Origin of the sequence: Flavobacterium psychroterrae, assembly GCF_018380615.1 — a bacterium.
GTDB lineage: Bacteria > Bacteroidota > Bacteroidia > Flavobacteriales > Flavobacteriaceae > Flavobacterium > Flavobacterium psychroterrae.
Map to the genome: position 1 here is coordinate 157,147 of NZ_JAGYVZ010000013.1, position 13,428 is coordinate 170,574.

Here is a 13,428-nt window from a genome sequence, read left to right on the forward strand (position 1 = left end):
TTTAAGTTATGACGAAATTTAATCAGTTTGAAAAACTTGTCATTCATGAATTTGAAGATGACGTATTTCCTCATGTTCCGCACACACATACATATTATGAAATCATTTATATCAAAAAAGGAAGCGGAATTCATCATTTAAACAACAATCTGCTTCCTTATAAAACTGGGGATTTATTTGTAATTTCTCCTGAAGATTATCATTATTTTGATATAAAAAAAAGAACTCGTTTTGTATATATCAAGTTTACAGACAATTATTTTGATTCGAATAAAAACCTATTTTGTGATGATTTGCTTTTGAATACTCCCGAAGATTTCATGCGAAATAAATTGCTAAAAGAAACGGTTTTAAAATTAGACGATCCGTGCAAAACGATTTTAAAGAATACTGTCGAAAACATTACGACTTATAATTGCAAAACTGATGTGTCGACTTCGCCAATTGTTTTTTATCAGATTCTTTCGATTTTTGGATTAATAAAAGAAACCATCCGATGCATGAATCTGCAAATGAAATCGAATCATATAGATAACGAGCAGATTGCGACATACATTCATCAGAATATTTATCAGCCTAAATTGGTTCAGATTAAAGTAATTGCCAATCATTTCAATATTGCCGAGTCCTATTTTAGTGCTTATTTCAAAAGAACATTTGCAATCAGTTATCGGGATTATATTCATAATTTAAGAACTACTTTGATCGAAAAAAGAATTCATAATAATCAATTACCAATCAAGCAAATCGCGTATGAATTTGGTTTTACAGATGAAAGTCATTTATCTAACTATTTCAAAAAGAGAAAAAACATGAAACCTACTGATTTTAAGAAAACATAAATTTGAAATCTTAAATAAATAGCAGCTCTTAAAAATTATTTATAAATTTGTCATTCTAAAAACAATTCATTGACGAAAAAATTCCACATATTATTTCTTATTTTAACCCTTGGCTTCTTTTTGATGTCCAATTCAGGTTATGCGTGTGGTAGAACTGAAACTAAAATGAATTGCGAGAAGAAAACTTCTACAAAAGAAGAAACTTCAGATTCGTGTAAAAAAGATTGTTGCAAAAAAGGTTCTTCTTCTAAAAAGGATCAACATGGCTGCAACGGAAAATGTGATCATTCCGGTTGCACAACTTCCGGGTTACAATACAGCATGATATCGAGTAACGAATTTGAATTCAATAATAATCTATTCAATTTCTCTTTTGAGAAAACTACTCCATACTACAAAAACAGTAGTATTTCTGATGGTTTTACTTCGATCTGGTTGCCACCAAAAATAAAATAATTCTATTGCTTACAGCCATTTTTGTGTTTAGCCACTAAGGCGCTAAGACACTAAGATTCTAAGCAAAAAAATAACTTTGCTTTCTGTTTCTTTGCGAAACAATAACTTCAATAAAATTATTTAACTTAGAGAAAAATCTAAATTCTCTATCAAAATTCACATAAAATGAAAAATTCAATATTAAATATAGCAGCAGTAATCGTATTAGTATTCTCTGCAAATTTCGTTCAGGCAAATACAATCAAAACAGCAACAACTTCAATTGAAATTGCTGATTCTAGTCAGTTACAATCTGTTTATGATGCTTATTTTACTGTAAAAGATGCATTAATTAAAAGCGATGCGAAATTAACTTCGGCGAAAGCCACAGATTTATTAACTGCAATTAGTGCCATAAAAATGGACAAATTAAAAAGCAACGAACATACAGTTTGGATGAAAGTGGTAAAAAAATTAACTGCTGATGCTAAAAGTATTTCGACCTCAACGGATATCAAAAAGCAGCGTGAGACTTTTAAATCGCTTTCAAAAAACACTTACGATTTAATTAAAGTTTCTAAATCTGATGTGGCGGTTTACAAACAATATTGTCCAATGGCTGACGCTGACTGGTTAAGTAAAGAAAAAGCAGTTAAAAATCCGTATTATGGTTCATCAATGCTGACTTGTGGAAACGTGGTAGAAACCATCAAATAAATTATGACACTCTACATCAAAAACATGGTGTGTGGTCGCTGTATAATGGTTGTGAAGTCTGAGTTTGAAAAACTCGGACTTCAGACTATTTCTGTTGAATTGGGTGAAGTTGAATTGGAAGATAGTATTACCAAAAGTCAGAAGGAAATTTTACTTAACAACCTTCAAGAATTGGGTTTCGATTTTATTGATGATAAAAAAACGAAAACTATTGAGAGAATAAAAAACCTCATTGTTGATTTAGTTCATCATAAAAACAATGAACTTAAAATCAACTTATCTGATTATTTGGTCGAAAACCTCAACCAGGATTATAGCACACTCAGTAATTTATTTTCGGAAATTGAAAACACCACTATCGAAAAGTATTTTATCAGCCAAAAGATAGAAAAGGTAAAAGAGTTATTGATTTACAATGAACTTTCGTTAAGCGAGATTGCTGATATCTTAAACTATAGTAATGTCGCACATTTGAGCAATCAGTTCAAGAAAATTACTGGTTTTACGCCTACGCATTTTAAACAACAGAAAGATAAAAAGCGAATTCAGATTGAGCATTTGTAAATCTGATTTCTACAATAAAAAAAACGTGCTAAATTATAGCACGTTTTTTATTTATCTGAATAATGTCCCATTGCAGAGATTACAACAACGGTTACGAACTATTTCTCTTCCTTTACTTCAATCCCAAACTTCCCCATATATCATTAGGATCAAGTGTTATGCTTTTGGTCTTTCCACTTTTATAATCGTCATATATTCTCTCAATTTTAGCAACAAATTCAGGATTATAAGGACTTTCTTCTTGAATTTCTATACCTTTATTTGTCGTAGCCAATAACCTTGCAAGTTCTAGTAACGTTCTGCCAGCTTTTGTTCGTTCATTTATGATTATAGTTGTTATAATTTTAGTTTATAGCAAAAATACAAAACAACACCATTTTCTCACAAATAAATCTGCTAAAATCTGCTAAAATCTGTAGAATCTGCGTGAAACAAAAACTTTGCGCCTCTGCATCTTTGCTAGATTATAAAAACTTAGTATAAGACCTTGCGTTTTTTTGCCATTAAAAAAATAATATTACAAATCATTCTCAAAATTCTACAAACCGAAGCAAACCTTAGTTCGGACATTTGCATTGTGATACTTTAAAAATAAAAACAATGACACATACATATCAACTCAACGGAATGACTTGTTCAAGTTGCGAAGACAAAGTAAAAAAAGCACTTGAATTAGTTGACAACGTAACCCACGTAAGCGTTTCAAAAGAGGCTAATACCGCAACAGTAAGCATGGAAAAACATATTCCTTTATCCGAATTGCAAAATGCTTTAGACAGTAAATATCAAATTTCAGCCATTGATCATAATGAAACTGTTGAGCAAACCAGATCCTGGTTTGAAACCTATAAACCAATATTGCTGATCTTCTTTTATATAAGTTTGGTCACAGGATTAATACAATTCACAAATCATCATTTTGATTACATGCAGGCAATGCAGCACTTTATGGCAGGTTTCTTTCTGGTTTTTTCATTCTTTAAAATGCTAAATTTAAAAGGTTTTGCAGAAAGTTATATGATGTACGACGTTCTTGCCAGAAAAATTCCAGTTTGGGGATATCTTTACGCCTTTATAGAACTTGGTTTGGGGATTTCATATTTACTGAATTTCAACCCAATTTTTACAAACGCGGTAACTTTTATAGTGATGAGCATAAGCATTATTGGCGTATTGCAATCAGTATTGAATAAACAAAAAATTCAATGTGCTTGTTTAGGTGCCGTTTTTAATTTACCTATGAGCACTGTTACAATTATCGAAGATGGTTTGATGATCACAATGAGTTTAATAATGCTGCTAACATTTCTATAAATGAACTATAAAAAAATTTTTCTATCTTTTTTGATACTGTTTTTCTTTACAGAAATTATGCTTTCGCAGAAAGTAGTTCGTTATGATTTACACGTTCGCGATACTATTGTAAATTTTTCAGGAAAACAAAAACGCGCTCTTACTGTTAACGGACAAATCCCAATGCCAACGTTGACTTTTACCGAAGGCGATATTGCCGAAATCTACGTACACAACGATTTAAAAAACGAAGATACTGCGTTACATTGGCACGGATTATTTTTACCAAATAAAGAAGACGGCGTTCCCTATTTGACTCAAATGCCTATTAAACCGGGAACAACGCATAAATACAGTTTCCCAATTATCCAGAACGGAACGTATTGGTATCACAGTCATTCGGGTTTGCAGGAACAAATAGGTTTGTACGGACTTTTTATTATTAATAAGAAGAAAGATGATTCGACTTTTAGAAAAGGAATCGACGATTTACCAACTGTTCCGGTAATTTTAAGTGAATGGACAGATCTAAAACCTGAGAATATTCAGCGAATGCTGCACAATGCAAACGATTGGTTTGCGATAAAAAAAGGGACAACTCAAAGTTATGCCGAAGCCATAAAACACGGTGAATTTTCGACAAAAGTTACTAACGAATGGAAACGCATGAACGCCATGGATGTTAGTGATGTTTATTATGAGAAGTTCCTGATTAACGGAAAAAACGAACAACAGCTTTCGCAATTTAAAGCGGGCGATAAAGTCAGACTACGAATTGCTAACGGCGGTGCTTCAAGTTATTTCTGGCTGACTTATGGCGGCGGAAAAATCACAGTTGTGGCAAGTGACGGAAACGATGTTACACCTGTTGAAGTTGACCGATTGATTATTGCGGTTTCTGAAACCTATGATGTTGTGGTTACAATTCCTGAAGATAAAAAATCTTTTGCCTTTTTAGCTACAGCCGAAGACAGAACAGGATCTACTTCTTTGTTTTTAGGTGAAGGAACGAAACAATCCGTTTCACATCTTCCGAAATTAAAATATTTTGAAGGGATGAAAATGATGAACGGCATGATGAAAATGAACAGCGAATTGAATGATATGGGCATGCAAATGTCTTTGAATAAAATGGACATGAATACCGTGATGTACCCTGAAATTTCCGGAGAAGATAAATCTGCTAAAGCAGAAGATCATTCTGTTCATACTATGGAAGGGATGAAAATGGAGGATATGAAAATGGCAACCGATACGACAGAGGCTGCAGAAATTACAACTTTGAATTACGGAATGCTGAAATCGCCTAATAAAACCACTCTTCCAACTCCTTCTTCTGGGGCTGGGGGGCTAAAAGAATTACGCTTTGAATTATCTGGAAACATGAATCGTTATGTTTGGAGTTTAGACAATAAAGTAGTTTCTGAAACCGATAAAATCTTAATCAAAAAAGGCGAAAATATCAGGATTGTATTGTACAACGGATCAATGATGCGCCATCCAATGCATTTACACGGACACGATTTCAGAATTTTGAATGAACATGGCGATTATTCTCCGTTAAAAAATGTAATTGATATTATGCCAATGGAAACCGATACAATCGAATTTCAGGCAAATGCTGATGGCGACTGGTTTTTTCACTGCCACATTTTATATCATATGATGGCTGGAATGGGACGTATTTTTAGTTATGAAAATTCAGCACCAAATCCGTTGATTCATCATCCTGAAATGGCATACAAAATGCTAAAAATGGATGATCGTATGTTTCATTTTATGGGTGAAAATGATTTTGCCTCTAACGGAAATGACGGTGAAGCAATGTACAGCAATACGCGCTGGAGCATTGGAACCGAATGGAGATTGGGTTATAACAATGAACACGGTTATGAAACCGAAACACATGTTGGTCGCTACATCGGAAAAAATCAATGGTTAATGCCTTTTATAGGTTTTGACTGGCGCTATAGAAAAATGGGAATGGACGAACAGGAACAAAACCTTTTCGGACAAAGCAATACTAAAGACAATCGTTCGGTATTTAGCGCCGGTTTAGAATATACTTTACCCATGCTTGTAAAAGCCCAGGTTGAGGTTTACACCGATGGAAATGTGAGAGTTCAGTTTGAAAGAAAGGATATTCCGCTTGCGAGACGCTTGCGAATGAATTTGATGTGGAATACTGATAAGGAATATATGGCTGGACTAAAATATATTGTTGCCAGAAACTTTGGGATTACAACGCATTATGACAGTGATATGGGAATTGGTTTTGGATTGAATCTGAATTATTAGATTATTTTGAACCATATAAGTAATTTAAGTTCATATCAAAAGTATGCCTGAATTGTTAATCTTTTATAATAGCATAATCTGTGGCTAAAACACTTTAAATTGTATTAACAACTATTATAAAAACATTAACTTATTGTAAGAATCAACTTTAAGAAATACTATTATATTTGAATCACCATAAAACAAAAAACATTTAAATAATCTACAATGACAAAAGTAATTACCGTTTTAACGATTGCCTTATTTACAATTGGCGTTAGTGCACAGGAAACTAAACCTGTTAAAAAAGAAAAAGCTAAAAAGGAATCTTGTTGCAAGAAAACTGATGCAAAAGATAAAAAAGCATGTTGCGCTAAAAAATAATCGTAACACATTTCAATGAAAAAGCCCCAAATATTTGGGGCTTTTTATGTTTTTTTAGCCACGACCCGAGTGATAGCGAACAGGCGAAGCAATTTCACGAATTAGCACAAATTTTATATTTTTATGTTCAACTCCAATAAAAAATAATTCGTGCTAATTCGTGAAATTCGTGGCAAAAACTTTTTAAAAACTATTTCAATTTTACACTCCATTCAAAATCCATTTCAGAAACCTGGATTCCTTTTTCATCTGTTCCTATGGATTTCATCCAAAAGGTTTGCCCCTCGCCTGTTTCGATTGTTTTTTTGATTGCATCGGCAATTAAATGTCCGTCGTTGCAAACAAATGTTATTCTTCCGGTTGCTTTTTTGGTAAAGTTCCCTTTATTATTGGCTACCAGCATTGAGATTTTTTTTCCGCTTTGCTGAATTTGCGAAATAACCAACGCTCCTGTTGTTAACTCTGCTGCCATTGCCTGAACTGCAAAATACATGGAGTTAAAAGGATTTTGATTGATCCATCTGTGTTTAACACTTACCACGCATCTATCGTCGTCGATTGCTTTTACACGAACACCGCAAATATATGCTGATGGTAATTTGAATAATACAAATTTGTTGAGTTTAGAAACTGATAATGCCATGTGATTTATTTTTTTATGTAAAAATACAAAAAAACTATGCACGCACAATAAATTGGAATTACTTTCATGCGCACCCAGTAAAGACAAGACTTCAAGATGATTTTCAGTTCATTATGAGTTGTATTATAATTTTATATTTGTTAAAATTATGTTAATATTTAGTACTATGCAAAACAAGATACTGTCTTTTAGCCATATATTTGCATAAGAAAATACTATATACTTTTAATCATGGAAACAACAACACCACTCATCATGGAAAAAACATCAGAAAAGAACACTGCGGCGTTCACTCATTTAAGTACTTTAAGTCAATACATCATTCCGTTTGGGAATTATATCTTCCCGATATTAATATGGACGAGTTACAAAGACAAATCAGAATTTGTAAACGATCACGGAAAGCAAACGTTGAATTTTCAATTAAGTCTTTTGCTTTATACTTTAGTTTTGGCTTTAATTGCAATTCCAATTTTTGCGTTTGTACTTTTAAAAAACCTTCCAATAAATACTGTTTTTAACGATGAGGATTTAATCATCAGAAATCTAAACATCGACGGAAATATTGGAATCTTAAGTATTGGGGCAACGGCAGTTTTACTTTTTGGATTATTAAAATTTGTTGAATTCTTTTTAGTGATTTACGCTTCAATCAAAGCTTCAAACGGAGAATTATACAAGTATCCGCTGGCGATTCCTTTTATAAAGTAGGACTTCGACTTCGCTCAGTGTTACATAAAAGAATAAAAGTTATAGCAGTATTTTAGGGTTTAGCCCTGATAGAAGTGGAAATCCTTTTATTTTTTTTCTTTAAAAAATAAAAGATTGAAACGAATAGCAGGAAACAGCTCCAAAAAAAACGATCAATCATCAAAATCATCATCAATCAATCATCATCAATCAAAAAACGAATTGTTCAATCTAAAAAAAACAAAATGAAATTATGAACATTGAAAACACAAAAGCACAGATGCGCAAAGGTGTTCTTGAGTTTTGCATCTTATCTGTATTAAAAGAAAAAGACGCATACACATCAGAAATATTAGACACTTTAAAAAACGCAAAATTACTGGTTGTTGAGGGAACTGTTTACCCGCTTTTGACCAGACTTAAAAACGACGGTCTGCTTAATTATCGTTGGGAAGAATCGACTTCAGGACCACCACGAAAATACTATGGATTAACCGAAATAGGACAAACATTTTTAAACGAACTTAACGGTACCTGGACAGAATTGTCTGACGCCGTTAATCTAATCACCAATCAAAACCAATAATCATGAACAAAACAGTAAATATTAACTTAGGCGGTATGGTTTTTCATATAGATGAAGACGCATATGTAAAATTGACACGCTATTTTGACGCTATAAAAAGATCTCTTAACAACTCATCCGGACAGGACGAAATTATTAAAGATATCGAAATGCGTGTTTCTGAATTATTACTTGAGAAACAAAAAAGCGACAAACATGTTGTGGGATTGAAGGATGTTGAGGAAGTGATTGTAGTTATGGGTCAACCTGAAGATTATATTCTTGAAGATGACGAAAAAACAAATCAGTCGTTTAATGATTACGGTACAAGAAAGCATAAAAAATTATACCGCGATAAGGAAAAAGGTATGATTGGTGGTGTTGCAACCGGTTTAGGACACTATTTTGGGATTGACGCTGTATGGATAAAAATTATATTCTTAATATTTGTTTTTGCAGGTTTTGGAACTGGAATTTTAGCTTATTTCGTTCTTTGGATTGTTACTCCGGAAGCCATTACAACATCTGAAAAACTGGAAATGACCGGAGAACCGGTTACGATTTCGAACATTGAGAAAAAAGTACGTGAGGAAATTGAGTCATTATCAGACAAATTTAAAAATGCTGATTATGATGCAATGGGAAACCAGGTAAAGTCAGGAGCTGAGAGAATAAGTAGTTCATTTGGAGACTTTATAATGACGATTTTTAAAATCTTCGCTAAATTTTTAGGAGTAATCTTAATTATCTCAGGAATTGGCGTTTTGATCATGTTATTGATTGGAGTATTTACTTTAGGAACGAATGTTTTTTTCGATTTTCCTTGGCAGAACTTCGTTGATGCTGGAAACTTTACAGATTATCCTCTTTGGTCATTTGGTTTATTAATGTTCTTTGCCCTTGGGATTCCGTTTTTCTTTTTGACGCTTTTAGGTTTCAAATTGTTATCTCCTAACTTAAAATCTATCGGGAATATTACAAAATATACTTTGTTAGCGATTTGGATTATTGCGGTTGCTATTGCAATTAGCATTGGAATTAAACAAGCAACTGAGCTATCATACGACAATAAAACGGTGGAGAAAAAAGAAATCGGAATTAGTCCACAAGACACTTTGTATGTGAAATTCAGGTACAATGATTATTATGCGAAAGATTTGAATCATCACAGCGATTTTGAATTTGTACAGGACTCAGCTAATCATCAGTTAATATACTCAAATGATGTTCATTTACATGTTTTGCATACTGATGAATCTAATGCATATTTACAAATAGAAAAAAGCGCAAGAGGAAATTCATTTATAAATGCTAAAAAAAGAGCTGAAAAAATCAATTATAAAATTGAACTTGAAGGAAACCGCTTAGTTCTTGATAATTATTTTTTAACCGATGTAAAAAACAAATTCAGAGGTCAGGAAGTTGATGTATATTTGTACTTGCCTGAAGGACAGCTTTTCAAACCAGATACATCTGTACAGGATTACGATAGCTCTGACGATGAATTTTTCAACTTACACTTTAGTGGAAATTACAATTATAAGGTTTTAGGGTCCAAAATTAAATGTTTGAATTGCCCATCAGAAGAAGATGAATACAATGATGTGAACGAAGATGTGCATGAAGAAGTAAATATTCAAAATGATACAGTAAACGAACTTTCGGTTAAAATTAATGGAAAAGAAATTTTAAACGGAAAAAAAACCAAAGGCAGATTAACCACTGATAAAAACGGAGTTATAATTAAAATTAACTAAGCCATGATAAAAATAATCATTCATATTACAAAATTCATTATTGCGACTGTTACCGCATTATTGTTTGCCTCATGTAACTTTAACGTGAACTCAGTTGAAGGAAGCGGAAATGTTACTACTGAAAAAAGAATCGTTCAGGGAGATTTTACTAAAGTATCTGTTAGCAATGCGATCGATTTAGTAATTATACAATCTGATGCTACTGAAATTGTAGTTGAAGCCGATGATAATATACAAAAGGAAATTACAACAAAAGTTGAAAACGGAACTTTGATCATTAAATGTAAATACAGTTCATTTAGAGATGTTACAAAGAAAACAGTTACGGTAAAAATGCCCAAAATCAACAAATTAGAAGCTTCAAGTGCTGCAACTGTAACGAGTAACGGCGTTTTGCAAGGTGAGGATATTGATCTGGAAACTTCAAGCGCTTCAACAATGGATATTGATTTAGAATTTGATAATGTATCGGCAGATTCAGCAAGCGGAAGTACGATTAGCCTAAAAGGGAAAGCATTAACAATAAGAACTTCAGCATCAAGTGGTTCGAGCATCAATGCAAATAAATTATTTGCTAATGAGGTTCATGCAGAAGTTTCAAGTGGCGGAAGCACAAATGTTCATCCTATTTTGAGTTTAAAAGCGCAAGCAAGCAGCGGTGGAAGCATTAATTATGACATTACACCTAAAACAATCGAGAAAACTGCAAGTTCAGGAGGAAGTATCAGTCAGGGATAAAATGATATTTATCTGTTAAATATAAAAAAATCATTCATCGAAAGTGGATGATTTTTTTATATTTGTGAAAATCAAATCTAGAATTAATGAAAAAAAATACAGCCTTACTCCTATTATTATTGGTTACGACGCTAACTTTTGCTCAGAGAAGAGAAAAAATAAAAGGATCTAAAATCGTAACTACTTCCATTAAAGAAGTAGGAGAATTTGACGGTATTGAAGCAGATGATAATATAGAAGTATATCTTGAAAGAGGAGAAAAAAACGAAATTAAAATTGAAGCCGATGATAATTTACATGACATCATTGGGATGGATTTAAGAGAAAAAGTACTTCGATTATACACCTCTAAAGAAAGTACTATTTTCAAAAAACTTACCGTTCGTGTTACTTATACAAAATCATTAAAAAGTGTCATTACAAAAAACGATGCCGTAGTATATGCTATTCAGGAACTGCAATTAGATGATATTACATTTAATAGTTTTGACTATTCGAAATTATTCCTGAATGTAAACTCAAAAAAATTCACTTTGTTTGCTGATGATAAAACAAGAACCGAATTGAACTTAAAATCTGAAGATGCAAATTTACAATTGAGCAAAAACTCAGCCATTAAAACATTAGTATCTGCCATAAAATTCAAATGTGATTTATACCAAAAAGCCGCTGCAAATATTGAAGGTATTGCTGATAAAGCAACGATTCGTTTAGATAATAATTCGGTTTTTAACGGAACAAAATTTACTTTGAAAGATGCAAATCTTACTACCGAAGGTTCATCATCCGCTACAGTTTTAGCCGGAACCAGTATTTCAATCGCAGCGGGAGACAAATCTGAAGTTTCATTATTTGGAAATCCAAAAATTGAACTTACACGTTTTAGCGAAGAAGCAAAACTGATTAAAAAACCAGGCGGCGTAAAAGAAAAAGAGAAAGACAAGGAAAAAGAGAAATCATCTTTACCGCAATAAATTTTTATTAATTATTTCTAAAAGATAATTTAATAAAGAATCTCACATAAAAAAAGTCCCATTCAATTAAGAATGGGACTTTTGTATTTTATAAATAATCAAATTTCAATTCCAAAAAAAAACTGAATACTGAAACCGAGACTGAATACTGAGACTAAAAACTTACTCCTTAGATGCTAAATATCTTTCAGCATCTAATGCAGCCATACATCCTGTTCCGGCAGCAGTAATTGCCTGACGGTATACATGATCAGCAGCATCTCCGGCAACAAAAACACCTTCAACATTAGTTTTTGATGTTCCGGGAATATTTATAATATAACCAGTTTCATCAAGAGTAATCTGATCTTTAAAGATATCTGTATTTGGTTTATGGCCAATTGCTACGAAAAAACCTGTTGCAGGAATTTCAAGAACTTCACCAGTAGTTTTGTTCAATGCTTTAATAGCGTGAACTACCTGGTTATCACCTAATACTTCAAGAGTATCGTGGTTCATTAATATTTCGATATTTTCGGTTTTGCGAACACGATCTTCCATAATTTTCGAAGCTCTGAATTTTTCGCTTCTTACCAACATCGTTACTTTTTTACAAAGTTTAGATAAGTAATGTGCCTCTTCACAAGCCGAATCTCCTGCTCCTACAATTACAACTTCCTGATTACGGTAGAAAAATCCATCACAAACCGCGCAGGCAGAAACTCCGCCGCCCATGTTTAAATAATGCTGTTCAGACGGTAATCCTAAATATTTAGCGGATGCTCCTGTAGAAATGATTACTGTTTCGCAGTGCAATTCGATTGAATCGTTGATCCAAACTTTTTTAATATCTCCTGAAAAATCAACTTTAGTCGCCCATCCATCACGAATATCTGATCCAAAACGTTTTGCTTGTTCCTGTAATTGAACCATCATTTCCGGTCCTGTAACACCATCAACATATCCCGGAAAATTTTCTACTTCATTTGTTGTAGTTAATTGACCACCAGGCTGCATTCCTTGATATAAAACCGGATTCATATTTGCTCTGGCTGCATAAATAGCCGCAGTATAACCCGCTGGACCAGAACCAATAATTAGGCATTTAATTTTTTCGATCGTATCTGACATAATATGTTTAGTTTTAAGTGATGCAAAGGTAAACTTTATTATAAAAAATTACCACCAAATCAAATCCTAAATAACTATCTCAAAATAAGTTTTATTTATTTTCAGATTTTCCTTTTCTAAACCAAATTTATTCCTATATTTGCATCCGCTTACGGGGTGTAGCGTAGCCCGGTTATCGCGCCTGCTTTGGGAGCAGGAGGCCGCAGGTTCGAATCCTGCCACCCCGACTAAAGTCTTTTCATTTTCTTGAAAAGACTTTTTTTTTGCTTTTAATTGTCTCTATAATTAAACAGTTTTTAACATAGCAATAACGGATCAGGTGCAAAAGTTGGGGATTAAGCAAAAAGATTAGATAATCTGAATAAGAAGAAATCTACATTTCTAACTCCTCTAAATTGAGATCTAAATGCTTTAATTTTCGCATTAAAAGATTCTGCAG

15 protein-coding genes and 1 tRNA gene are annotated in these 13,428 nt (G+C 32.9%); 13 read left to right on the plus strand and 3 right to left on the minus strand.

What is annotated here, in order from left to right; translation table 11 throughout:
• The first annotated feature begins 8 nt into the window (after nucleotides 1–8).
• From KHA90_RS15025 to KHA90_RS15040, 4 genes are all read left to right on the plus strand, one after another.
• Nucleotides 9–842: an AraC family transcriptional regulator gene (locus tag KHA90_RS15025; RefSeq protein WP_213301964.1), complete on the plus strand. Its 834-nt coding sequence runs from the start codon at nucleotides 9–11 to the stop codon at nucleotides 840–842.
• Between the two features lie 69 nt (nucleotides 843–911).
• Nucleotides 912–1,298, plus strand: coding sequence for a hypothetical protein (locus tag KHA90_RS15030; RefSeq protein WP_244860366.1), 387 nt, complete (start codon nucleotides 912–914; stop codon nucleotides 1,296–1,298).
• Nucleotides 1,299–1,463: 165 nt separating this feature from the next.
• The gene (locus tag KHA90_RS15035) at nucleotides 1,464–1,994 is read left to right on the plus strand and encodes a DUF3347 domain-containing protein (RefSeq protein WP_213301967.1); all 531 of its coding nucleotides are present in this window, start codon (nucleotides 1,464–1,466) and stop codon (nucleotides 1,992–1,994) included.
• Nucleotides 1,995–1,997: 3 nt separating this feature from the next.
• Entirely contained in the window at nucleotides 1,998–2,558 is a 561-nt protein-coding gene (locus KHA90_RS15040) for a helix-turn-helix domain-containing protein (RefSeq protein ID WP_213301979.1), read from the plus strand.
• Between the two features lie 112 nt (nucleotides 2,559–2,670).
• Here the strand turns inward: KHA90_RS15040 and KHA90_RS15045 are convergent, their stop codons facing one another.
• Nucleotides 2,671–2,901 carry a DUF2683 family protein gene (locus KHA90_RS15045; RefSeq protein WP_379785528.1) on the minus strand — a complete coding sequence of 77 codons (231 nt, stop codon included), beginning with the start codon at nucleotides 2,899–2,901 and terminating at the stop codon, nucleotides 2,671–2,673.
• A gap of 257 nt (nucleotides 2,902–3,158) precedes the next feature.
• Between KHA90_RS15045 and KHA90_RS15050 the strand changes: the two genes are divergently transcribed.
• The 3 genes from KHA90_RS15050 to KHA90_RS15060 all read left to right on the plus strand — a co-directional run bounded on the left by KHA90_RS15050 (nucleotide 3,159) and on the right by KHA90_RS15060 (nucleotide 6,512).
• A complete protein-coding gene (locus KHA90_RS15050) occupies nucleotides 3,159–3,872 on the plus strand; it encodes a heavy-metal-associated domain-containing protein (RefSeq protein ID WP_213301999.1) in 714 nt (237 codons plus the stop codon).
• A 57-nt stretch (nucleotides 3,873–3,929) separates the two neighbouring features.
• Nucleotides 3,930–6,149, plus strand: coding sequence for a multicopper oxidase family protein (locus KHA90_RS15055; protein WP_379785530.1), 2,220 nt, complete (start codon nucleotides 3,930–3,932; stop codon nucleotides 6,147–6,149).
• A 207-nt stretch (nucleotides 6,150–6,356) separates the two neighbouring features.
• Nucleotides 6,357–6,512, plus strand: a complete 156-nt coding sequence (locus tag KHA90_RS15060) for a hypothetical protein (protein ID WP_213302020.1) — start codon at nucleotides 6,357–6,359, stop codon at nucleotides 6,510–6,512.
• Nucleotides 6,513–6,702: 190 nt separating this feature from the next.
• On the opposite strand, the gene KHA90_RS15065 is transcribed toward KHA90_RS15060, so the two are convergent.
• A complete protein-coding gene (locus KHA90_RS15065) occupies nucleotides 6,703–7,155 on the minus strand; it encodes a DUF4442 domain-containing protein (RefSeq protein ID WP_213302023.1) in 453 nt (150 codons plus the stop codon).
• Between the two features lie 231 nt (nucleotides 7,156–7,386).
• Between KHA90_RS15065 and KHA90_RS15070 the strand changes: the two genes are divergently transcribed.
• The 5 genes from KHA90_RS15070 (at nucleotide 7,387) to KHA90_RS15090 (ending at nucleotide 11,879) form a co-directional block, all read left to right on the plus strand.
• A complete protein-coding gene (locus KHA90_RS15070) occupies nucleotides 7,387–7,866 on the plus strand; it encodes a DUF4870 domain-containing protein (RefSeq protein ID WP_244860368.1) in 480 nt (159 codons plus the stop codon).
• A 232-nt stretch (nucleotides 7,867–8,098) separates the two neighbouring features.
• Nucleotides 8,099–8,431 carry a PadR family transcriptional regulator gene (locus KHA90_RS15075; protein WP_213259014.1) on the plus strand — a complete coding sequence of 111 codons (333 nt, stop codon included), beginning with the start codon at nucleotides 8,099–8,101 and terminating at the stop codon, nucleotides 8,429–8,431.
• Nucleotides 8,432–8,433: 2 nt separating this feature from the next.
• Nucleotides 8,434–10,167 (plus strand): PspC domain-containing protein, encoded by a 1,734-nt coding sequence (locus tag KHA90_RS15080; RefSeq protein WP_213302026.1) that lies wholly within the window; start codon nucleotides 8,434–8,436, stop codon nucleotides 10,165–10,167.
• A gap of 3 nt (nucleotides 10,168–10,170) precedes the next feature.
• Entirely contained in the window at nucleotides 10,171–10,905 is a 735-nt protein-coding gene (locus KHA90_RS15085) for a head GIN domain-containing protein (RefSeq protein WP_213302044.1), read from the plus strand.
• A gap of 86 nt (nucleotides 10,906–10,991) precedes the next feature.
• Nucleotides 10,992–11,879, plus strand: a complete 888-nt coding sequence (locus KHA90_RS15090; protein ID WP_213302058.1) for a GIN domain-containing protein — start codon at nucleotides 10,992–10,994, stop codon at nucleotides 11,877–11,879.
• A 162-nt stretch (nucleotides 11,880–12,041) separates the two neighbouring features.
• On the opposite strand, the gene trxB is transcribed toward KHA90_RS15090, so the two are convergent.
• Nucleotides 12,042–12,989 (minus strand): thioredoxin-disulfide reductase, encoded by a 948-nt coding sequence (gene trxB / locus KHA90_RS15095; protein ID WP_213302061.1) that lies wholly within the window; start codon nucleotides 12,987–12,989, stop codon nucleotides 12,042–12,044.
• A 152-nt stretch (nucleotides 12,990–13,141) separates the two neighbouring features.
• Between trxB and KHA90_RS15100 the strand changes: the two genes are divergently transcribed.
• Nucleotides 13,142–13,216 (plus strand) — tRNA-Pro (locus KHA90_RS15100).
• Nucleotides 13,217–13,428 lie beyond the last annotated feature (212 nt).